16 protein-coding genes and 1 pseudogene are annotated in these 22,274 nt (G+C 45.0%); 3 read left to right on the top strand and 14 right to left on the bottom strand.

The window, feature by feature from the left end:
* Positions 1–28 precede the first annotated feature (28 nt).
* The 10 genes from KI655_RS03925 to KI655_RS03880 all read right to left on the bottom strand — a co-directional run bounded on the left by KI655_RS03925 (position 29) and on the right by KI655_RS03880 (position 13,355).
* Positions 29–1,453: a phospholipase D family protein gene (locus KI655_RS03925; RefSeq protein WP_285402014.1), complete on the bottom strand. Its 1,425-nt coding sequence runs from the start codon at positions 1,451–1,453 to the stop codon at positions 29–31.
* A gap of 217 nt (positions 1,454–1,670) precedes the next feature.
* A complete protein-coding gene (locus KI655_RS03920; protein ID WP_285401909.1) occupies positions 1,671–2,849 on the bottom strand; it encodes a C45 family peptidase in 1,179 nt (392 codons plus the stop codon).
* A gap of 308 nt (positions 2,850–3,157) precedes the next feature.
* Positions 3,158–5,143 carry a carboxylesterase family protein gene (locus KI655_RS03915; RefSeq protein WP_285402012.1) on the bottom strand — a complete coding sequence of 662 codons (1,986 nt, stop codon included), beginning with the start codon at positions 5,141–5,143 and terminating at the stop codon, positions 3,158–3,160.
* 238 nt (positions 5,144–5,381) lie between these two features.
* Complete coding sequence (locus tag KI655_RS03910) at positions 5,382–6,437, bottom strand: linear amide C-N hydrolase (RefSeq protein WP_373417260.1); 1,056 nt, start codon at positions 6,435–6,437, stop codon at positions 5,382–5,384.
* Positions 6,438–6,624: 187 nt separating this feature from the next.
* Positions 6,625–7,815 carry a BamA/TamA family outer membrane protein gene (locus KI655_RS03905; protein WP_285401905.1) on the bottom strand — a complete coding sequence of 397 codons (1,191 nt, stop codon included), beginning with the start codon at positions 7,813–7,815 and terminating at the stop codon, positions 6,625–6,627.
* Positions 7,816–7,931: 116 nt separating this feature from the next.
* The gene (locus KI655_RS03900; RefSeq protein WP_285401903.1) at positions 7,932–8,573 is read right to left on the bottom strand and encodes a trimeric intracellular cation channel family protein; all 642 of its coding nucleotides are present in this window, start codon (positions 8,571–8,573) and stop codon (positions 7,932–7,934) included.
* Positions 8,574–8,665: 92 nt separating this feature from the next.
* Positions 8,666–9,847, bottom strand: coding sequence for a patatin-like phospholipase family protein (locus KI655_RS03895; protein ID WP_285401901.1), 1,182 nt, complete (start codon positions 9,845–9,847; stop codon positions 8,666–8,668).
* Positions 9,848–10,095: 248 nt separating this feature from the next.
* Positions 10,096–11,742, bottom strand: coding sequence for a hypothetical protein (locus tag KI655_RS03890; protein ID WP_285401899.1), 1,647 nt, complete (start codon positions 11,740–11,742; stop codon positions 10,096–10,098).
* A 445-nt stretch (positions 11,743–12,187) separates the two neighbouring features.
* Complete coding sequence (locus tag KI655_RS03885) at positions 12,188–13,144, bottom strand: TerC family protein (protein WP_306416274.1); 957 nt, start codon at positions 13,142–13,144, stop codon at positions 12,188–12,190.
* 1 nt (position 13,145) lies between these two features.
* Positions 13,146–13,355: a hypothetical protein gene (locus KI655_RS03880; RefSeq protein ID WP_285401897.1), complete on the bottom strand. Its 210-nt coding sequence runs from the start codon at positions 13,353–13,355 to the stop codon at positions 13,146–13,148.
* Between the two features lie 365 nt (positions 13,356–13,720).
* Between KI655_RS03880 and KI655_RS03875 the strand changes: the two genes are divergently transcribed.
* Positions 13,721–14,326, top strand: a complete 606-nt coding sequence (locus tag KI655_RS03875) for a mechanosensitive ion channel family protein (protein WP_285401895.1) — start codon at positions 13,721–13,723, stop codon at positions 14,324–14,326.
* A gap of 113 nt (positions 14,327–14,439) precedes the next feature.
* Here KI655_RS03875 and KI655_RS03870 read toward each other — a convergent pair whose 3' ends face one another.
* Positions 14,440–15,939, bottom strand: coding sequence for a winged helix-turn-helix domain-containing protein (locus KI655_RS03870; RefSeq protein ID WP_285401894.1), 1,500 nt, complete (start codon positions 15,937–15,939; stop codon positions 14,440–14,442).
* 494 nt (positions 15,940–16,433) lie between these two features.
* Here KI655_RS03870 and KI655_RS03865 point away from each other — a divergent pair, with 494 nt between their 5' ends.
* The gene (locus tag KI655_RS03865; protein ID WP_285401892.1) at positions 16,434–16,913 is read left to right on the top strand and encodes a porin; all 480 of its coding nucleotides are present in this window, start codon (positions 16,434–16,436) and stop codon (positions 16,911–16,913) included.
* Positions 16,914–17,334: 421 nt separating this feature from the next.
* Here KI655_RS03865 and KI655_RS03860 read toward each other — a convergent pair.
* The 3 genes and pseudogenes from KI655_RS03860 to KI655_RS03850 all read right to left on the bottom strand — a co-directional run.
* Positions 17,335–18,210: pseudogene (locus tag KI655_RS03860) on the bottom strand (hypothetical protein); the annotation flags it as partial.
* Between the two features lie 94 nt (positions 18,211–18,304).
* Positions 18,305–19,183: an AraC family transcriptional regulator gene (locus tag KI655_RS03855; protein ID WP_285401890.1), complete on the bottom strand. Its 879-nt coding sequence runs from the start codon at positions 19,181–19,183 to the stop codon at positions 18,305–18,307.
* Positions 19,184–19,206: 23 nt separating this feature from the next.
* The gene (locus KI655_RS03850) at positions 19,207–20,964 is read right to left on the bottom strand and encodes an ABC transporter substrate-binding protein (RefSeq protein WP_285401888.1); all 1,758 of its coding nucleotides are present in this window, start codon (positions 20,962–20,964) and stop codon (positions 19,207–19,209) included.
* 91 nt (positions 20,965–21,055) lie between these two features.
* On the opposite strand from KI655_RS03850, the gene KI655_RS03845 reads away from it, so the two are divergent.
* Positions 21,056–22,267, top strand: a complete 1,212-nt coding sequence (locus tag KI655_RS03845; RefSeq protein WP_285401887.1) for an MFS transporter — start codon at positions 21,056–21,058, stop codon at positions 22,265–22,267.
* Positions 22,268–22,274 lie beyond the last annotated feature (7 nt).

The raw sequence follows: 22,274 nt of genomic DNA, 5'->3' as shown, positions 1-22,274 counted from the left end.
ACCTAGGGTCTACCAAGTTCGATTCAGATTAAAGCTCTAATTCAATATTGAGCTTTCTGATGATCCAGTCTGGTACTGTGTGCCCAGCTCCGTAATTTGGCGATGTGGTCTCTACCCGATCACCGGATACCCACTCCGTTTGGTTATTTGGGTTGCGTGATACTGTCCAGAACAGCTGATCTTTTTGTCTCTTAATGTAGTGCTCCACTTGAAGAGCAAACTCATCACTTTCAACAAACAAACCAAATTCAATGTTCAAGAAATCAGAGCGCGGATCGAAGTTCGACGAGCCGATATAAGTCAGCTTGTTATCTACCACGACGGTTTTATTGTGGTAATAAGTATCGCCATGAAAGTAATGGTCGTCATTCATCGCTTTGTCTTTATATTCAAGAATGTTTACCCCTTTATCAAGCAATTGCTCACGGCTTACCTCGTAAGAGGCTGGGACAAAAGCGGAGTCATTCGAGCTTGAAGAGTTGGTCACCAATTCAACATTTATCTGTTTCTCTGTCAGCGCTTCAATCGCCTTAAAGCGCCCTTCTGTTGGAATCACATAAGGGGTCGATATCAACACATGCTCAGCGTTATTGAGTGGCTCTTTAAGGAAGCTCTCCACACGAGCTCGAAAATAGGGCTGGCTGTTAGTGAGCTTTTTCGTTGAATCAAATACTGGCGTTGCTAACACATCAGTAAAAGTCACCGATGTTAGTTGCTGTACAGAAAGCTCAATCACACTCTCGGGTTCACTCGCCTTATTTCGCGCTTTAGCGAGCGCCCTATTGAAATGCGGAAAATCTCTCTGATATTTGACCTTTATCTGCTCAGATATTGGCGTGAGTAGTTCGCTGATCCACAGTGCCTCATAGTTGTCTTCGAATGGACGAAGAATGTCGCCTTGGAACAGAACATCAAGGTCAAAGAAATTTGCCTTTGGGCTGTAACCAAAGTACGCATTACCGATGTTGCGACCGCCTAATATCATCTGTTGTTGGTCTACATTGAAGTATTTCTCATGCAGGCGATGGTCTAGAGTCGCTCTATTTCCTGCAAAATCGACCACTCTGCCTAACCAACCTGTCTGTCTTGAATCGAACGAGTTAAATAAGCGTATTTCAATATTGATGTGATTCGCTAAATCAGCCAGCCACTTCTCGTTGAATACCAACAAGTCGTCTAAGGTCAGACGCACTTTTACACCTCGGTCTGCCGCTTGTTTGATTTCGTCGAGCAATAACAGCCCTACCAGATCTTCATCCCACGAAAAGTAGGTCATATCAATGCTAGTTTGAGCAGCACGAACCAGTTCGATTCGGCGAGCCAACGCCTCGGGTGCAGTTGGAATTAGGTAAGCTTGCGCTTGAAATTCTGTTGGTTGCCAGTTCTGTTCGAAATCACTTTCAACTTCAGGAAATGAAGTGGCACATCCCATCGCCAGCGAAATGAAAACCATCAGACAATAGAATCTGAACGGTCGTAAATTCACGTTAGTTATTACCTTTTAAAAATAAGCAGAAGCAGGATTAATATCGCCAAGCTCAGGTTTTAAAAACCAGGAGTTACAAGCTCAGGCGTTAAAGAGTATTTAAATAGGAGTTTGCCTGTGTCCCTACTGGCAAACTTTATCTATCTGTTTTTACATCAAACGATTAACGATTAACGATTAACGATTAACGATTAAAGAGTGATTTCACATCGATGTGAGCCCAATCGCTTTGTGAACCTAGCGCTGGCAGTTTCACCCACATTTGCAGTTCATTCAGATCAGCAACCACTTGGTAGTTAGTTAAGTCAACATCTTGGTTCGTTGGCTTGGTCACACCACCGTTCTCTTTGAAATTGCCCTCTTCATCGTAAAGCGGTAAATCGAAGATATCGCGCATCACCTGAGTATCAATTTCACCTTTATGGTCGTCATGACGAGCATTTAGGTTATCGAATCGCTTAAGAGAGAAGCTCAACGTTTCACGCTTGCCTAGACCCCAATCAGGATTCAAGAAGGTGTTTACTGTTGCGAATGAGCTCGCATCTTTGTCTGATACGCGTTTGCGGTTCTCTTGAATCGTATTTTCATAAGCACACGCTTCACCGTCTTTATCTGCAACCATCCAGATAGAAGCCACGTCTGTTCGAGCCGCTTGGAAACGTGCACTCAAAGCTTGTGCTGAATCAGACTCAGTCATGTAGTCGAACACTGAGTTAAGGAACGAAGGCTTCTCAACGGAAACAATGTTGCCACCCATTGATGTACCGTCATGAAGGTCGGTGTACACGCCTTTGTCGTTAAAACCTGTTACCATCCACGTCCAACCTGGCCAGCTCACGTTCACTACGCTGTTAGAGCCATCTGTCGGGTTGTAAACCGTTGTGTAGATTGGAAAATCTAGGAATAACTCGCTCCAGTCCATGTTACGACCAACTACCATGTTGTCATTGGTTGTGCTATCACCCCATGTTGCCAACGAAGAACAGCCAGAAAATGAGTGTAACTTGCCAAGGTAGATAGCCATTGGACCGCTTTGATCAAGAACCACGACTTTCTCTACTGGCCAGTTCAATGCATCCGCAACGCCTTGGAAGTACTGTTTACGACGCAGTGAAAGTGAAGCAAATACACGAGCACCGAACATCTCGAATGCGTCTTCTTGGCTTATCAAACCTTTATCAAATTCTGGTTGAACAAGCACATCGTACATCGCTTGCATGTGCTCAGCTGAAAGAGCACCGTATTGCTGCCCCATTTCATACCAGCTACCGTTAAGTTGAAGAACATAAAGCATCTCTTCGCCTGTTTCGAACATAGTGCCGTTCTCAAATTGTGCTTTTTTGATAAGAGTTGAAGTGTTCATAATGACCTCTGTTTTTAAGTGTGTGTTTGTTTAAGTTGGGTTCATTATATGGAGGATTTTCATAATCAAACACTGCGTTATGACGGATTGAACCCTACAATAAAACTGTACGACAAAGAGATAAAACCCCATATAAAACAACAACTTAAAATCAAACCCCAACATAAATTCAGATAGTAACCCTCCACTCTAAGGCGCTGTGCACCTTCACTGAGGATTAAATAAATCAAAAAAGTTTTCTTTTGTTAGGGCCTGTTGACCAAACAAAAAAACGACCAATCAAGGATTGGTCGTTTTCATTAATTAGACTATTCGTTGGACAAGTAGTGGCTAAGCAAGCCTGCGTCTTCTAAGCCGTTTAAACGCCCTTTAGCAAGCGCAGGATCGTCGCCCGCTTGCGTGTATCGATCCCAGTCGAGTTCCAATGCAATATCACCCTCATTGTCAATTACTAGCACACTGTCAGCTTGTGTTTGGTATTGATAGTTGTTGAACAAATCATCGTTAAACCAGAGGCGCGATAGGGTCGCCATCAACGCTTTGTCTTTCTTAGATGGTGAAACCGTGGTTCCATCCAATTTCAGCGCTTTGTTAAACACGAACGGGAGTTCCGAGCCGTTACACGCGCCACTGATACAACTAATGGTTTTTAGTGCATCTTCTATATCTACTGCGCCATTTTCGCCTTTGGTGTTGTAAGTCCAGACGTTGAAACTTGGCCTATAGGCAAAGTGATACAAGGTTGCAGATTGCTGTGACTCTTTCGCTTTCATGCGGCTTGGCCCCATAAATAGCGTGTCATTCATCATCATTTTAAACTGCGACATGTTTTGTAAAGCAAAGCTCAATTCACCTTCGTTGTTCGGTGAAAAATCTTTGAAACCAAGTAGTTGAGACGTTTCCTCTCGATTTCCTAGTCCAAAGAACAATTGGCTCACAGCTTCATAAGCGGTGCTTGGCAACTCAGGCAAATCAATAGGAAGATCTAGGTCAGCCTGTGGCATATCGCTCTGCGCCAGCGAGTGAATCGCCGCAACATTCGATGCATCGCTCACCCATTCATCTACCGCAAGTCTCAACTGCTCAGCGGATAGAGAATCGAACTCTTCCGGTTGCATGTCCGTTATCATCTCAATGACTTTTGGGATCAAGAATGTCAGCCGTGGCAACATGCTCATGGTGTTCGCATCATCCGCATTGGTTCCTAGAACGGTAGGCACCGAAAAATCAGCATTAAAAGGCTGTTCGGTCAAATTAGAACAAGAGCCCGTCCAACTGAGTTCATTACAGGTTCGATAAGGTGACAGAGGCATTAGAGCATTCATCGGTGTGCTTTTGCTCAACACGTTAATACCGCCTGTTACCCACCCGCTTAGTCGACTTCCAAAGCTCAAGATATCCGATTGTGCTTGCAGTACCTCACTTATCGAAGCGTCGTCTAAATCGAGGTTTTGATCCTGTGATTTCGCATTACTGTAAGTTCGGTATTCGAAGCCATAGGGATTACTTTGCATGATCGCACGCTGAAAATAGTCCGATGATACAGTCCCTTCCTGCATCTGCTGCTGAAGCAGTGCAATCGACATCGCTCCTGCCCCTTGTCCCATAACAGTGACATTAGAAGCATCGCCACCGAAATCTGCGATGTACTCTTGTACCCACTCTAACGCACGAGCTTGATCGCCAATGCCGTAGTTCCCATCTTGGTTTTCACCTTTAACCCAATGGCTACCCAGTACACCTAATCGGTAGTTAAGGGTAATCATGATGAACGGATTGCCATCATCAGCACCTTGCGCCACAACAGTATCGCCATGCACTAATGGATCAGAACCAGAGCCATATTCAAAATCGCCACCATGCAAAAATACGTAGACAGGTAGGTTATCGCCCGCTTGGGTGTTGTCTGGGCGCCATAGATTCAGGTTCAAACAGTCTTCTGATTGGGCCTGAATCGTGGTCTTCAGCTGCGGGCAAGATAAGCCAAAGTCTGTCGCATTAACGCTTCCCTCAAGAGGCGCAACTGAACTATGTGCAAATCGCTCTGCAGCCGCAAAAGGAATCCCTTTGAAGGATTCAACCGATCCCAACACCTCCTCTCCATTGAGTCGATTAATCACAATAGACTCGCGAAGCGCAGTAATGTCGGCATAACCCAAGTCGACATCAATGATCTGCGATGGATCTGGCTTCAATGGTTCAGGTTTTGTTGGTTGGCTGCCTGAACTATCACTACCGCAAGCGGCTAGTAGTAATGAGATGCTAATGGCAATGATTGAGCGATGCGTTGTCATGAGGTTATCTACCTTGTTTGCTGGCTGAATTTGTTGACTCAAACAGGCGTGTCCTTGTGCGTCGTTCTTTCCTTTTGACTTGTTTGTGCTGGTCTGTGTGAAAATTATATGGTGATTAAAGCAACACGAATAATCGCGTTTGTAGGATGAAACCCTCATCCTCATTGATGACTCTTTACTGATAAAAAAACACACGCAACTTGGCGTGTGTCTTCATGTTCGATGTAAATAATGGGGTTTACATCCAAGTGATCATCTTCATTGGTGATAACGATTCACTTACATCACCGAATGCAGCAGGGCCATCAACAACGGTTCCAACAATCGGTGCACCTTCATTTAGGTCAACTTTGTTTAGATCCACCCAGAATAGACCTGGCTGACGTGAAGACTCTAAGTAGTATGTTTTATTGCTGTGGTCAGCCAGTGAGCGCCATAGCGTTGCTGAAATGTTTGGATGATCTGGGTCTTCCATGCCTAGAGGAACACCAATTGAACGCATGATTGACATCGCTGCAGCGACCGCTGGTGCACCGTCTTCAAACTTCGGTGTGCTCTCTAAGAAGTAGTCAACTCGAACGAAACGGTCTGCGGCATTAATCGTACCCGGTAACATGCGGTTACCACCCACCAGCTTCCAGTAGCTATTGATTGCCAATTGCTCATCAAACGTCGGAGAGTTTGTCATCACTGTGTATTGGCTGCCGTGGTGAATCACTAGCTCACCATTGATGTATTCTAGAATCGCCGAATCACCTTGTTCATCACTCAATGAAACGTGAGCTGTTGCCGCACGACCATTCGCCAGTGCAGGTGCACAAATAACGAATTCAGGTTCACGCATCGCATCAACGGCTTCTTTTACAGTGGCAAAGTTATCCAAGAAATATTGAGTCCAAGCACCCACAGAGATAACTGGCTTTTCCGATTTTGTGTAGTCACCATAATCAGCTTCTGCGAAGTATAAAGCGTTAGCAGCTAGACCCGCTTCGTTAAGACCATCTGACGATGCTGAGTCATACATTGCAGTGAAAACTGAGCCGTATTTAGAGGTCCAAGTTAGCGCATTCTCATAGTTACCACCTGACTGCTTTAAGCCTCGTGGTAATGCAATAACTGCGAATTTTGACGTTGGATCGTTCCAGTCCATACCGCGGCCAGTGATGAATTTTTCAGAATTAGTTTGGTAGACAATACGAGTACACATAGTAAGTAGCTCCAAGGAGTTAAAGTAAATTGAAATTCTGTCGTTCGCTCTGAACTTGGTACTAAATTTACGGTGATTTTCTTTAATGAACCAATCGCGAAAGACGGACTTCATCCGTCATTTACAGATCTTGGAAGTCGGCGTATATCCTGAAAAATTAAAACGAGCCACATAGCAAAAAGCCGCCACTCTATTAAAATGACGGCTTTGAAGCTCGAAAATATATCGCTGTTTGTTTTGCCATGAACCTACGGCTAACGAAAAATAGAAGGCGTTAGAAACCACTGCCTAAGTTAATATAGAAGGCACCGTCTCCTTCACTGGTCGCAATATCGACTCCCATATACAAACCATATCGGCGAGCGAGCTGATAGCGAAAACCAACGCCATAGGCATCGACCATGGCATCATTGCTGTAGTGACTCTCATCTCTTGTCGCACCGATCCCGTAAAAGGCAGACACCTTCCAGCGGTGATCAATGTCGTAGGTCACTTGCGTTTGCAGCGTAGCCACTTCATCCCCTTGATAACGGTATGACTGAACACCGCGCAACTTAATATAAGGTTGGGTTGTCGGGGCGACAAATAGCTCGTCAGTGGCGAACTTTTCATAGTCACCCGCCAAGCCGAGAGTCCATTTGTCCCCAAGAGGAATGTAACCTTGCCCTTCTAAGCCGAATTTTAGATACTCGGAATCACTCCCCAATTTTTCGTCATAAACCATATAATCGGCAGCGACCTTAAATCCAGATGTTGGATAAAAAAGGTTGTTTCGAGTGTCGTATTCCGCCAAAAGGCCAAGACCAGACGTGACGCTTTCTTTACCAAGCGTCCACTCAAGGATCTGGTTAATCGCACGATTATCTGACTCTACAGAACTATAAGAAGCGAACTGCTTAATCCCTAACATCAACGGCGTATCAGCGACACGAAACTGCAAGTTCTGCAACATGGCAGCACCTGTGGTTTGCGTATTGAAACCAAATGACGTTTCAAACGGCGGGATAATATTGCCAAACCCAGGAAATGAAATGTCTTGATAGATATCCAGATTCACTTTACCCACGCCAGCACCACCGATATAGCGAATGGAGTCATCTAGCCATGAGTGTCTGTGCCCAGCGAAAGCAAACCAAGAACCATTTTTTGTACCCGCAGCACCCACCGCCGTAATCGACGCTGGCATTAACTGAGCGCCGCCATCTAGAGCGGTGAGAGCAGCCTGTTTGCGCGCTTGCTTTTGCTCTTCAGTCTCATGCATGAATACGCCAACTAGGCCGCCACCATAGCCCACTGCAGGCTCTGTGATAATGATAGGCACAGGTAAAAATCCGGCTGCGTTTTCTGCGATGTGGTGACCCATATCGAATTGACCGTCGACTTCATCGAAGAAGGAAGCCAGTGTCGGAGTAGAGAGTATCGAGCAGCTCATGGCGAGCGTTGCGAACGGTTTATTTAATTGCATAGCTTTGTCTTTTTAGTAGCAGGTGATTCCTGCGAGTAAAGCTTCCATGCATGAACATAACCTTACCGCTCAATGCAGTAAGAAATCGAAGAGCAGAGTGCCTTAGCTATCGCGACCTAAGCGCGATAATTGATGATCGCCCAGCTAGGCACCACAATGTGTTTTTGAATCGAAAGGTGGCGCAGATATACCACCAGCCCCGCTGAAATCAGCGCGCCGAATTGGGTGTACTGCTCAAAAAACATCAGAAAGCCGGTGTAAAGCAGGCAACCGAGTGCCACGGGTATCGCATACAACTCTTTGGTTAATAGCAGCGATGGTCTTTGCAGAAGCGTATCTCTGACCACTCCGCCACCTACCGCAGTAATAATACCGAGAATCACCGGAGCCACTGGCAAGCCAAAGCCTAATGCCCACGCCTTATCTGTGCCTTGAATCGCGAACATGGCAATCGCGAGGGCATCAATATAGAGATACAAGGTGTTGATTTTTCTAAGCTGAATGAATCGAAAAAAGAAGAAACCCAATAAGCTCGCGACACAGGCAATGGTGATGTAGGAAATGTCTTCAGACCAAAATACTGGCACATCAAGGATACAGTCACGGATCGTGCCGCCACCCACAGCCGTGATAACTCCGAGTACGGTCACAGAGAAGATATCAACACGCTTTTCCAACGCCGCCAATACCGCTGCTAGTGCAAATGCTGCTGTACCTAACACCGTAATCGCATCAATAATAAATTCAGTGGTTGTCATTGTTTCTCTCCACTCCAGTCATAAACAGCACAGCGAATTCAATCTCACTATGGGAAATGCTGCGCTGTTTAACTGGATAAACGCTAATAAATTTAAGGGTTAAGCTGCGACCAAACTTGTTGATTTTGAACTTTTAAGTAACCGTATTGGTAAAGCGACAGCATGTATTGGCTATCAAACATATCTTTACTGCCACGCTTAGCATAGAACGAATCATCGATATCGCTGTAGGCCATATCCAACCCTTGCTGCTCACTAAAATAGGCAATTCGATATAGATCCCCAGCACTTTGGTTCACTGTCATGCTTTGAACAGTGCGAGTAATAAGGTCGATCCCTTTGTCTTCAGTTAAATGGTAAGGCAGCGCCAGGCGACCATTACGCACAACATGAACCTTGGGCGCTTTATTCAAGCCAAGTGCATCATTGATCTTCCCGTACTCAATATGATCAGCGAACAAGAACATTTGAGCAGCTAGCCCACCGTCAACGTGCAGCTCTTCAAGTGGTTGTCCTTGATATTCCACAGGAATAAATTGAGGCGGAAACACACCTGGGATCGAAGCACTTGCCGCTAGAACCTTATGAATCAAAGCCACTTTGTTTGGTGCATCGCTCGCGGCTATTTGTCCCAAGTTCCAAACCACCAGCTGTTCTGAATCAAACTGTGCCGTACCGATCAACAAGCGTTTTCCAGAGTTATGTACGTCGGCAATCTCTTGAATAAACTCAGGGGTGTAGATTTGTTCAATGAACGACAGTAGCTTGTCGCCACGAGTAAAGGCGTCTTTAAACAGTGTGTTCAGCATGTTCTTTTTGCCGATGATTTCGCTGTCTTGAATGCCTAACATCACCGCTTTCATCTCTGGAATTTTGTCACCGCCAACAAAAGCAAAGGGTGCAATCATCGCCCCAGCGCTAATGCCTGTGACCACGGTGTAGTCCGCTAATTCGCCTGCATCGTAAAGCCCATTCAGAATACCGGCACCAAACGCACCGTTAGCGCCACCACCCGATAGCACCAGTACATGCATTTGATCATCGCTCACCGTTAATGGCGTCTTTGCTGTCGACTCGTTGTAGAACAGAGATTGCTCGCTGCCTTTGAGTATTCGAATCGGTTCTGGTGTTGTTACGTCATTACCCAAGCTCACGTTAACGTGCTGATAATTAGCTTCGTTAACACGCTTGTCGAGGGTATGAGATGAAGAGCATGCTGTGACAAATATGAGTGTCACTATGCTCACGAAGGTGTTTTTAGTCTTGGTTTTCATTTGATACCTATTAATAAAAATGGTCTTCAAGTAATGGGCCAATCCTTTCCCTCGGCACGCCTAGCCAATCTGCCTAGGTTCGTTCTTTCATTAACGTTAAATAGGTTCGTTAACAATAAATTGGTTCGTTAGCGTTAAATCGTTTCGATAATATTAAGCGGACTTGTTTAATCGAATAACTCGCGGATGCAGGACGCCACTCTCACTTTAAAAGTGGCGGTCTTTTTCGGGTTCAGTGTCCAAATAGGTTAGAAGCGGTAGCCAAAGTTCAGGGTCACTGAGTCGCGCGTTTCGCCCTTGCTGTAGAGCGCAGTAAGGTTATAGTGCTTACCGATCTGTTTGTTAAAGCCGACCAAGTACGCCCAGTTATCTAGATTGACACCGATGTCATAATCAAACTCGATATCGCCAGCCACAACGTGACCGTCCATGCGAGCATCCAAACCTTGGTACTCTGCGCCGACAAACAATTGTGTGCGGTAATCCACAAGCTGGTAACCCAACATTGGTTGAACAGTCACGATGCCATCGCCCCAATTGTCAGTGCCTTTCAAACGCGTCTTTGTGTAGCTACCGGTAACAGAGGCAAAGAACTCTTTGTAGCCCACAGATAACGTGGTGCCCATGCCGACTAAATCGTATTCAAGGTGCAGTGGCACATGGACATTGCCTTTGTTACACAGCATCGAGACCTCTTTACAGAATGCGTCACCCAAGTGCGGAATTTTGTTATTGAGCTTGTCTCTAATCGCTTCGCCTGCGGCGCCGGTGTATTCCGCATCAACCTGAGCATCGACGTTGATCTTTCCGACCAAGCCGTACACATTCCAGAAAGGTAGAATGTTGACATCACCTCGTAGAGTGAAACTTTCAGCATTCACCACACCAACACTGCCAAGTGGGTCAAACAGCTCATTCAGACCAACGCCCTCAATCACAAAGTCAGTAAACGGAATATTCATGTTCTGATTGCGATACGCCGCTGAAATACCGAATGGCAATGGAAGGTCGATACCTTGTCTTCTCACCATGTCGCCCATCAGAGGAAACACTCTATCAAGGTCAACACTCTGCTCTCTCATGCGCGGGTCTGATACATGCTCTAATCGCTCATGATCTAAGATGTTCACACCGCTATCGTCTTCGTAGATTGCAACAGGCTCAATAGAGCTCACCACGTGAACGGGCTTCTTTTTCGACGTGCCTTTTATCTCGGTATTCTTGCTCGCCAGAATCACTTTCCCAGACGGTAATACACTAAATTCGATATCTTGCTCATAGCTGTCGACGCTGTATTTGTCGTAAGAAAACGGCTGTCTATTGAAGATACGCATCTGGGTTGGTTGGCCATTCTCTAGCGTCAGTTCCACACTCAAGAAACGGAAATAAGCAATATCTTGCGGCAGACCATACTTGGAGTAATCGAAACTGATCACGACACTACCGTCCTCTTTTTCATCCGCTTTAATGCTCGATTTGTCGTAGCTCTCGGCATAGTCTCGGAGGCGATATTCAGTACGTGTGAAGTTTTCAATCTCATCAATCACATCTTCATGAGCATCAAGCGCATCTGGGCTGTACTTAATTCTTAAATCGATGTTGCCCTTCGCATCTGTATCTTTTACCAAGTACACGCTCGACTCTCGAACATCGTCGCCAACCTTGATTGTGCGTGTCGCGTATTCCACAAGATGCTCACCCTGTAAAAGAGAACTCATCGCGAGCTTAGGGATATTCTCGTCTAACCCGTAGTGGGCAAAAACTTGTTTGCCTGAAAGTGCTTCTGGCTGTGTAGAGCTTGATTCATTGGCAAAGCTATTGCCTGAGATCGCCGCGAATAGCGCCAGAGATAATAAAGTGTGCTTAGGTTTACGATTTGAAAATAGATTGTTCATTCTTTTAAGTGCCGTTCATTAATCAGAGCTTTTTCCTCAAAACTCTGACCATTTACTTTGCGGCGAATATTCCAGATCACCGTGCTTGTTAACGTGATTGACTCGTTAAGATGGGCACAGTTTATGAGTATTTGGAAAAGTCGATGAATCGCATTTGTAGGATGAAACCCTACCAAGGGAGAAGGTAGTACCCGTGACAGTGCAAATACCAATAAGAAGAGCGCTCACTCAAGAAAAGTTACTATAAAACTGAGAGTAGAAGTGAAGGTGTAACTCGCGATAAAGTTTTAAAGAGAAATAGAGTTTTAAAAAGAAGAAGAGGTGTAAAGAAAAGTAGAGCTGTAAATAGAAATAAAAAAGAAGCTAGAGGTGCACGCTCATTTCACCGTCCATGGTAGCGAAGCCCATTAGACGTGCACTCAAAAGCAAAGATGATGACCCGCCGTTAGCTGGCTTTATCAATGGTCCTTGGTTGCAACCTTGTAGAGATATAAACCACTGGCTCTGACCACAATGAATCAAGCTCTTCAGCGTACTGTGCACCAGTCAGAGGGCGGCTGTATGGGTGAACTTTAGTACGAGGGTGACTTCGAACATCACCGACTGCATCGACATCAACTATATAACCGCTATCATTGCTACTCACGCTATTCGGCATTGAAAGCATTGAGCCAATAGGAGCACTCCCCTCTGGTGTCGGTGGCGTTGTTGAGCTCTGCTTGTTCAAGATGATGTGCAGGACTTCCAAAAGCAAACCGAAAGCGAGAACAACATAAACGTAGCTCTTGTCCAGTTTGATCCCTACCCCTTCCAACATAAGAATGACACCAAGCATCACCAAGAAAAGCAGTGCCAGTAGTTTCAAACCTGGGTGTTTGGTTATGGTGGTTTGAATCGCTTCTGCCAACAAGACCATGATAATTGCAGAAACCACTATTGCGGAAATAATGATGGTGACGTCGTTAACCAGTGCCACTGCGGTGATCACCGAGTCAAAAGAAAACACCGCATCTATCACGATGATCTGCAATACAATCAACATCAAACTGCTGCTATTGGAGCGCGGCTGCTTTACCTTTGGTCCGGTTAACCAAGCATACAGTTCATGGAGACTCTTGAGCATTAAGAATGCACCACCAAAAATCAGGATAATGTCTTTACCTGACCAATCCCAACGAGAGATCGAAACCAACGGCTCTGTCAGGGACATCAACCAAGATACCGAAAACACTAACCCAATGCGGGACAGCACCGCGAGGCTAATACCAAGGTTTCGCACTTTTCTTTGTAAACGTGTTGGCAATTCTTCGACCAAAATAGAAATAAAGATGACGTTATCAACGCCAAGGATCACTTCCAAAAGTAACAATGTGCCAAAGGCCACGATATAGTCGACACTCATGTTATGCGCCTCCTGTTAAATGTTGCATCAGGAAAACGAACAGCAGTGAACCCGCGATAACACCAATAGAAAAACGCGCAATCGAAGCAGCGATACTACGACCATGACCAGAAAACGAGGTAGAGCGGCTACCCATTAAAACCGGGATAGACCGAATAGGATCGGCAGCTGACCATAGAATCACCAGTTGTGTGATAAACAGAGTCATCATGGTTAGCGTGCTCCCACGGATAATGTTTGAAGCAGCTTCTGTTTGCGCCTTTTCTGTACGTAGATATAGACCAATTTAATTACGATGATAGTCATGGTGACCTCTTGATGATTGAAAGGCCGCTCATTCTACAAATCGAAAGATATCAAGCATCAGTAAAGACTTAGATATCAGTTATCTAAATATAAAATAAATATAAAACACGCAAATTCAGAAGGTTAGCAAACAAAACACCGCTTGCATTCACAAGATTTCGGAAGCGACGAGCATCAACTAACAGGTTTGAATGATAAAGATATAAGGCTTTGATGATGTATTTCTTGCCTGCGACAATCAAAATATCGCCTCAATAACGAGAGGCCGCTATGTCGCAATATCTGGAACAAATCTTCAACACCATTAAAGAATACGATGTGTTACTTGCCCTGCTATTTTGGCTGATTTACTGGGTATTAAAACGCTTTATCTCCACAACGGTAAATAACTTAGCGAGCATCAAATCTGTCTCGTCGACACGCAGTATGTTCATCATTCGCTGCTTCAACATCTGCTCTTTTGTATTGCTGTTTGCTAGCTATTTGATTGTGAGTGGGATTGGCTATGGCAACTTCACCATTTTCATCTCTTCGCTCGTCACGGTGTTTGGTGTTGCGTTTATCGCGCAGTGGTCAATCCTAAGTAACATCACGGCGAGCTTTTTGATCTTTTTCGTATTCCCATATCGAATTGGTGACTCAATCGTGGTGGCGGATGGTGATGGAATTGAAGGAAAGATTTTAGAGATAAAGATGTTTCATACTCTGATTAGGCACTCGAGTGGCAACTTGATCGCCTACCCAAACTCTTTACTGCTTCAGAAAAGTGTCACTAAGGTGCTTCGAAAAAATGCCTCACAAACAGATAAAACAACCCATTCCCTTAATCAGCCGCCACACAGAAATAAAGCGAAGCGGAAAAGCATTGCCGTATAATTTGCTAAGTCTTTGAGAATTCAACTTGAAGTAATGCATCTGAACACCATCCGATAGACATAAAAAAGCCCTAAGAATCTAGGGCTTGATAAGCTTATAGCCGAGCATAAACATCAGTTGGAGATGTCTTTATCTTCCTTAATCACCTGTAACTGATCAATCAAGGGGTCTAAGTTACTGTCAAAAAATAGAGGCCCTGCTATTGTTAATGCCATTGGTGAGGAAGTATTTTGTGTCGCTTGTAAATACAACTCTTTAGCGCCACTGGTATGCCCTCTCGCTTCTTCGGCTTTGGCCATCAACAGATAGGTCAATGAAGTGTGCTGATTGTATGGAATCGACAACAAGATCTTGGATGCCTTCTCAGGATCGCTCTCGGAAAGAGCAAGTATTGCGTTCGCTTCACATACTCTCGGGTTCTTGTCTTTTTGTAACACTTTGGTCAGCGCCGATGAATACTTTTGGTTGAGCTGTTCAATACGCTTGCTCTTATCGTCTTCATCCTGTGTAAACGCCGTCATAATCTCACCGATGTAGCTCACTGAAATGGTATAGGCATTGTCAGGTGCGTATTCGCGTGCTTGTCTGAAGTGATTCAACGCCACGTCAAAACCACCATTGTTGTATAAGACACCCGTCCCAGACATAAGTGATATGATCGCTTGCTCATCTTTTGGGAAGATTGAGACATTTTGCTGTAGCTCGTCTTCCGGTACTTCGATGTACATTGCGCGCATCAGATCGTCAATCATGGCTGGGAATGTTTCATGAAAACGGCCAAAGTTCGTAGAGTAGCGGCGGTTTAAGTGGGTCTGGCCCGAGACTCGATTATGATATTTCATCAACAAACGAAGCTTGCTGCCATCGCGGCTCATCGCGGTTGAGAAATTAAACTCTGACGCGGCCAAGCGCCGATGCTCTTCTGACTTCACTACTCGAATATTGGAGTAGAAGCCAACATGCTCAATGAATTTGATCACCATTCCGTACAGTTCTGGGCGCGCTCTAACCTCTTCACTGACATTCAAAACAGCGTAACGAAACTCATAATGGCTCAGGTGATTTGCCTTCTGTGGCACTGGAGTAACAGTGTCATCTTGTTGATACGAGATCAGGATGACAAATTGAGCCACAATAACGACAACCAAAAGCGAAAACAGGAAAACGAGCCTGTTTGGCTTTGGCGGTGTCAGTGCCATCTTTTCACTGATTCGGCGCCCAGCGATGGAAAACTCCGGTTCACTGCTCATTTCCTCACTCGCTTCAGGTTTTGGCACCGAGATTTTTTCGACTTTTACTTCACCATCAAACCGGTAACCACGCTTTGGCACCGTAATTATGTAACTTGCCTTACTTTCACTGTGTTTCTTGAGCACTTTTCTAAGCTCAAATACCGCTTGGGTCACCACTTGATCGGTTAATACACTCCCATTCCACACCTCTTCGATCAGTTCATCTCGGCTGTGGGTTAATCCTGGGTTCATGCACAAAAACTCAAGTAACTTTGCCAGTCGGTTATCAATCGTGATCAACGAATCGGCAAACTGGATCTGCCCTTCGTTTGGCACAAAACGCCATTCATCTACGATAAAACTGATATTTTTGTCAGGCATTCACACAAACTCTCTCTTTTTTATTCACCTTATTGAGTAAACATAGTCTCAATTCAATGATTTTGCTGACAATTTCTAAAACCTTTAGCTCGATTTTCCACACATTCAGTTATCAAGGAGATCAAGATCACATTTTCGTAGACTTCAACACTATCGACGACGTTTTACCAAGCATTAAAACGAAAAGAGTCACACTTCCTTCGAGGAAATTCTTTTAGAAAAAATGCACAAAACACTGTTTTTATTGGTTTTATATTTTGTTGATCACGAGCTTATGAAGATTTATGAACAGATTAGCTTTCGGTTATGCCACACCAGTGAGAACAATACATTATGGCCCCACACCGCAAGTGAGGGACGAGACGCATGAATAGAGAAAGCGCAACCTTCCCTGATGTCACTTGCAATAAGGATATATAAGTCGATGTTTGATACATCATCTGCTGAAGGATTAGGGAACGTTAGTCAACCTATACATTAAGAGTTCTTAAACAATGAAACTGAACAAATTTATTCTTCCTATCGCTGCTATCTTCTTCGTAACTCAGGTATCTGCTAACCCTTACGTGGGTGCAAGCTACCTTTATTCTGAGTACCAAGCAGAAAGCGATAACACCGACTTCAGCGACGAAAACAGCGGCTACAACCTTTACCTTGGTTACCAACTTACCGACTTCTTGGCTATTGAAGCGGGTTACGCAGATTTTGTAGATACGCACAAAGACTACGAGCACATCCACTCTGACGCATGGCTAGCAAGCACTAAGCTAATCCTGCCAATCACTATTTTTGATGTGTACGGTCGTGTAGGTGTGGGTCACTTCCAAACAAACTTAGGCGACACAAATGACATTTACTACGGTGTGGGTGCAGGTGTGACGCTTGGTCCAGCTCGTGTGGCACTTGAGTACACAACTTACGAAGCAAAAATTGTAGAAAACAGCTACGCAGTAAGCGCAGAGTTCCGTTTCTAATTGAGACTGGCTTGAAATAGAGGTCGTATTTAACGCTCAACAAATACGAATTCTGGACACAAAAAAGACCTTATATCCTATAACTAGGGACAGTTACGGATATAAGGTCTTTTTTCGTATTTTAGGATTAGTTTTCGTAACGCTGCATCTTCATGGTTGAGGTATCAGCACCACCAAGGAAGCCTTGCGCAGCAGGCGCTGCCATAAAGCTGCCCATTGATGATTCCGCATCATCGATTGATTCCCAATGTACCACTACGCGCCATGTGTCACCGTCTACTACACCTGATTCTCTCTTAATGAAACCAGGTTGTTTTGATACGTAGCTGTCTGCAACCTCTTTATCCAGTTTGGCGAATTCAGTAGGGTCAACACCCTCTTTCAGTTTGAATGATGCTACTTCCACTACGTAGTCGTGTTCAAAACCAAATTTGCCATTGTCATTTTTCCACTCTTCGCGTGGAGGAATGTTTTCAATCACATCCCAATGCTCAACAATCTTGCCGTTATCGAGGCGGAACAAATCGTAGAACGCGACGTCTTTATTCATAAATACGCCTTCGCTGATCGCAAGGACAAAGTTACCCTCACCCAGTATTTTATGATTCTCTTTGTAGATCATCGGCATACCGGCTTTCGCAAGATCCCCTAGCGCCTTACCTAAACCACTCAGGCCATCAGCAACCATGGTATTGTGCTGTAGGTAGGCATCATCTTCGTTATCAATGAACTGATTGATCTTCGACATATCACCCTGCATTAGGATGGTATTCACAAAATCTGCGACAATCGCTTTGTTGTCTTCGGTTTTATCGAGGTCAGTCACCTCAGTTGCGCCGTCAAGTTGAGTTCGACCACTTGGGTTAGGTTGTTCAGCAAGTTCTGCAAGGTTATCCCAGTGCTCTACTATCTTTCCATCTTCAAAACGGAATACATCAAAGCCGACTTTAGGGCCGAAGAAATTATACTCTGTGTGCAAGAACACGTAATCGCCATCTTGATAAGCACGCTTCACATCCGCTTTTGCACTACCCGCAGGTAAGGCTTTCATCACTTCACCGAAGCCCTCTAGACCATCACCAACCGCCAAATTGTGTTGTGTATACTGTGTCGGGTTGATGTAGCCAATCGCGTTTGAGTCGCCAGTTTCAATACTCGATATCACAGCTACGGCTTTATCTCGATTAGAAAGGTCGTCGGTTTTCACCATTGAATCACTGGCACATGCAGCAAGGCTTAGCATACTCGCAGCAAGTGTTGTGCGAGAAAAGAAAGAAGAAAGTGGAGATGTAATCATTTTGTTGCCCTCTCGTTTTTGTTATTAACAGCTTAGTCGTCATAACGCCGATCGGGCAGAGTGAAAATAGGCTAAATTATGGTAAATATCGAACCTAGAGTATGGGAGTTCGATATTTTTGGCTAAATTGACTCGGGGTAAACCCAGTTAACTTCTTAAAATACTTAACAAAGTTACTCGGATCTTCAAAACCAAAGTCGTACGCCATCTGTTGTGAAGTCACGTTACTCACCACTAAACGACGCTTAATCTCAATGATGATAAACGCATCAATCATCTGTTTTGCAGTTAATCCAGTCGCCAATTTGCACACTAAGTTCAGCGTTTTGTAGGTGGTATTAAGCTGATGTGCGTACCAATTTGCATCCCTGACACTTTGAGAATGGGACTGCATCAGTTCGAAGAATCGAGCAAACCTAACGCTCTGCTCTTGTGACAGTTTGTCTTGACGGATCTCTGGTCTCAATCGATGTAACGAGAGCGCTAGGGCGGAAAACAGATACATCACAATCAAAGGGTCGCGCGCCCCATGTTGAATTTCGTCTCTCATCTGTTCAATGAAAACGGACGCCTTACGATGTTCATCATCAGACAGTTGCAGCAGCGGTGAGTGTTTATCATTGAGATGTGTGGGCGTGTAGTTTGGCAGCTTCATGTTGGCGTGCACTTGATCTAAGAATGCCTGAGTAAACAGTAAGATCTTTCCCTTTGGGCGAGAGGAGAAGTCAAAGCTATGAACTTGCTCTCGCTGCACAAATAGCACTGAGCCCCTTTCGAAGGGATGGCTTTCAAAATCAACCATGTGATTCCCACATCCCTCTTCAATACAAATAATGCCAAAGAAGTTGATTCGGTGTGGTTGTTCAGGGCTGTGATCGATCCTTTTGTGTTCATACAAGTCAGACAGCTCGATGATCTGCAGCTCTGCTTGCTTCGATTGTTGATGGCTAAAACCAACCTGAGGAATAGACAACGTTTCTCTCCCTTTACCTTAATTTAATGGCTTTCAAACACCACTTGGTTGAAATCCACCCAACCATTAGTCAAAAGATCCATCGCATTGATTTTGCTCGAAATACGCATATCTTGAGCGCAATGAAACAGAGGAAAATAGATCGCCTTTTTGATCAGCTGCTTCTCTATTTTCTGATAGCCTTTAACCCGCTTCTCTTCATCCGAAATACCCAAGGTATCAAACACTTGCTGATCTAGCCAAGGTTTGGATTGTCGATTCAAACAGGCCAATAACGTATTGGTACAGAGTAGCCACCCTAGCCATGAGCTCTCACGATGATCACCAAACACTTCGCCTGAGACAATGATATCCGCTTGTGCTTGTCGCTCAACGTGATCAAATTCAGGGTATGATAGAACGGTAAGGCTCGCCTTTACCCCATTAGAGTTGAGCAAATCGACGATGTTTTCTGCAGCCTCAATATGCCCTGGCAACTGGTAAGTTAACACTTGAAGTGGAGTACTATTTAGCTCTTGTTGCTTTGGTGATAGGACTGGCTTCGGCGATTTGGATAGCTTTGATGATGTGGATAGCGGTGGCGCTTTACTCACCAGTATTGATTTCTCTGAGCGCTGTGACTCATCACAAATCATCCCACTTGCACGTCGGTAGAGCATGGTGTCTCGCACCCCGTTCATTGGCAACGTTTGTAGCAACTGCTGAATGTACTTTCGATGCTTGAGTAGCTTCATCCAAGGGTGGCGAGCACTGTTTAAACAAGCATAAATACATCCCTCTTCCCATTGTTGAACCTGTTTGTAATCACTCGACTCTTTAGGCGCAGAACTGCCATGAACGATATCGCAATTGAGCGGGAAGTCTTTTGCAGACAGGCCCATGTTCCAGATCTCTACACCATCAAGCCAAGGGCGAAACCCGTGATAATGAGGCGAAGCCAATAACAATGTGCGATAGTCGGTCTGCTCTGCCAGTCGAAACGAACCGCTGCCCACGACGCCGTTGTCTGTTTTCTTACTCACCGCAAGTGCACCATGCGTCATTAGCATTGGTAGGTAGTGGGCTAGGCGTCTCGAACGGACAATCAGTGTCTGATCATCCAAGGCGGTGAATTGATCAATCAACACAAACAGCCCTCGACTGACCGAGTTCGATTGAATGATGGCTTGGTAACACGCTTCCACATCAAATGCAGTGAGTGGTGACCCATCCCAAAACTTAAGCGACTTCCTCAGAGTCAGTTTGAGCGTTTCACCATCGTATTGCCAAGTCTGAGCAAGATCGCCCTCGAACTGCCCACTCTTACTATTGAAACGCAACAATTGAGCATATAAATAATCAGCAATATGTCGCTCACTCCTTCTTGAGATCTCTATGGGATTCAAGCTGTGCGTCGCTCGATAAAAAGGCACCTGCAAAATATCTTGTCCGCTTTGCGACTGTTGATATTGCCCTACATAATCAGCGATAAATTGGTCTCGGTCACTCGCTTTGATTAAGCTCAATGCCTGCTCTGCTTTGCCTTCGTTCATCCATGCCTTAGCTTGCTCAGTGATTGATTCACCCACCGAACGCTGAAGCTGCAACTGGGGCAAGTTTCCTCGCCCTACACCGGATTTCCAATCAATAATCGCCTCATCGACCAAACGCTTAATCACAAACTGCGCATTTCGGCGTGTGCAGCCAAGCGCCTTAGTGACAACGTCCAGAGAGATCGGAGTCCAGTGCCCGACCTCAAAACCAAAATCTCGCAAAAATACCAGAGCTAACCAATAGCGCATAAAGGTGAAATCCTAAAATTATATTTCTATTTTTCTTCATCTTTTAATTTCAAATAATAGCCCCGTCACCAAAAATGAAAAGGATATTTAGATGAATACGTTAGCTGAGTCTCAGGGCTCTATCTGGAAGAACCGGACTTTCATTACGCTGTTTAGTAGTGCGCTGTTTGTCAGCTTTGCTAGTCAGATTTACACGCTCGCTCTGCCATTGCTCGTTTATGAACTAACCCAATCCTCAGAATGGATGGGCTGGATGCGAGCGGTTGAATTCTTACCTAATTTGCTTCTGGCACTGTTTATTGGCGTTTGGGTTGATCGCAGCGATAAAAAGCAGTGGTCACTGATGATGTTGCTTGGGCAAGCGATCACCGTATTGGTCTCTTATCTGGCGGTGGAATACCTCGCTCAACCGCTGTGGCTCCTGTTTCCATGTGCATTTTTAATGATGGCGTTCAACTATGGCTACCACAACGCACGCATGACGATTCAGAAAAGCGCCCTGCCTCACGATAGTCAGAATGTAGCAACAGCACGTATGAGCTCTCTGGGTAGCTTTATGGAGACGGTAGGACCTGTCATGTCCGGTGCAATAATGTTACTTGCCACGATACATAACGTCTTCATTGGTGTTGCAGCGCTGATGCTGTTGGCGTTTTGGCAACTGCGCAAGCTTGACATAACTACCAAACCCAACCGACATAAACAGAGTACATTCGGTGCGCTTAAAGAAGGCTGGCAAGCACTGCGTCAAGCGCAACAAATGTGGCTGATCACATTGGCCGTCATGGTGATCAATACCACAGGCGCTGTATTCTGGATTCAAGCGATTTACTACGCCAAGGCTGACCTCGAGCTTAACTCTGTTGGGGTCAGCTACCTAATTGTGGCATCTGGTGTTGGTGGATTAATTGGTGCCTTTAGTGCTGATAAACTTCGTAGAAAGTGGGGATTGGGTTGGCTGCTTATTATTTCAATTGGTTTAGAGTCGCTCGGATTTTTGATTCCACTCATCGCACCTCATCAAGTGGCGTTGATTGCTGGCTTCTTTTGGGTATCTGCGGTTGGACTCTATAGCAGTATTTGCATCTGGAGCTATCGCCAAGAAACGTTCGACGAGAATGTATTGGGTCGTGTGACTGGCATTACTGGTTCGCTGTTCAAGCTATTGATGCCGATTGGGCTCGCAGGATCTGGTTATCTCACTACCTTGATTGGCATTAAATGGGTGTTTATCGGCTGCTTTGTACTTCAACTATTAACCGCAGTTTGGCTAATGACCACCAGCGTGCGCACCGTGCGCTAGCCCCGCT

It is taken from the genome of Vibrio sp. D404a, assembly GCF_030248535.1.
Classification (GTDB): domain Bacteria; phylum Pseudomonadota; class Gammaproteobacteria; order Enterobacterales; family Vibrionaceae; genus Vibrio.
Note: the sequence above shows the minus strand (reverse complement) of the source record. Positions and strands in the feature narration are given on the sequence as shown.

Excerpts from the sequence above, each read along its gene's own strand:
- KI655_RS03915 (WP_285402012.1), bottom strand. The coding sequence starts at position 5,143 with ATGACAACGCATCGCTCAATCATTGCCATTAGCATCTCATTACTACTA.
- KI655_RS03900 (WP_285401903.1), bottom strand. The coding sequence starts at position 8,573 with ATGACAACCACTGAATTTATTATTGATGCGATTACGGTGTTAGGTACA.
- KI655_RS03925 (WP_285402014.1), bottom strand. The coding sequence starts at position 1,453 with ATGGTTTTCATTTCGCTGGCGATGGGATGTGCCACTTCATTTCCTGAA.
- KI655_RS03905 (WP_285401905.1), bottom strand. The coding sequence starts at position 7,815 with ATGCAATTAAATAAACCGTTCGCAACGCTCGCCATGAGCTGCTCGATA.
- KI655_RS03890 (WP_285401899.1), bottom strand. The coding sequence starts at position 11,742 with ATGAACAATCTATTTTCAAATCGTAAACCTAAGCACACTTTATTATCT.
- KI655_RS03870 (WP_285401894.1), bottom strand. The coding sequence starts at position 15,939 with ATGCCTGACAAAAATATCAGTTTTATCGTAGATGAATGGCGTTTTGTG.
- KI655_RS03920 (WP_285401909.1), bottom strand. The coding sequence starts at position 2,849 with ATGAACACTTCAACTCTTATCAAAAAAGCACAATTTGAGAACGGCACT.
- KI655_RS03895 (WP_285401901.1), bottom strand. The coding sequence starts at position 9,847 with ATGAAAACCAAGACTAAAAACACCTTCGTGAGCATAGTGACACTCATA.
- KI655_RS03850 (WP_285401888.1), bottom strand. The coding sequence starts at position 20,964 with ATGCGCTATTGGTTAGCTCTGGTATTTTTGCGAGATTTTGGTTTTGAG.
- KI655_RS03880 (WP_285401897.1), bottom strand. The coding sequence starts at position 13,355 with ATGATGACTCTGTTTATCACACAACTGGTGATTCTATGGTCAGCTGCC.
- KI655_RS03865 (WP_285401892.1), top strand. The coding sequence starts at position 16,434 with ATGAAACTGAACAAATTTATTCTTCCTATCGCTGCTATCTTCTTCGTA.
- KI655_RS03885 (WP_306416274.1), bottom strand. The coding sequence starts at position 13,144 with ATGAGTGTCGACTATATCGTGGCCTTTGGCACATTGTTACTTTTGGAA.
- KI655_RS03845 (WP_285401887.1), top strand. The coding sequence starts at position 21,056 with ATGAATACGTTAGCTGAGTCTCAGGGCTCTATCTGGAAGAACCGGACT.
- KI655_RS03875 (WP_285401895.1), top strand. The coding sequence starts at position 13,721 with ATGTCGCAATATCTGGAACAAATCTTCAACACCATTAAAGAATACGAT.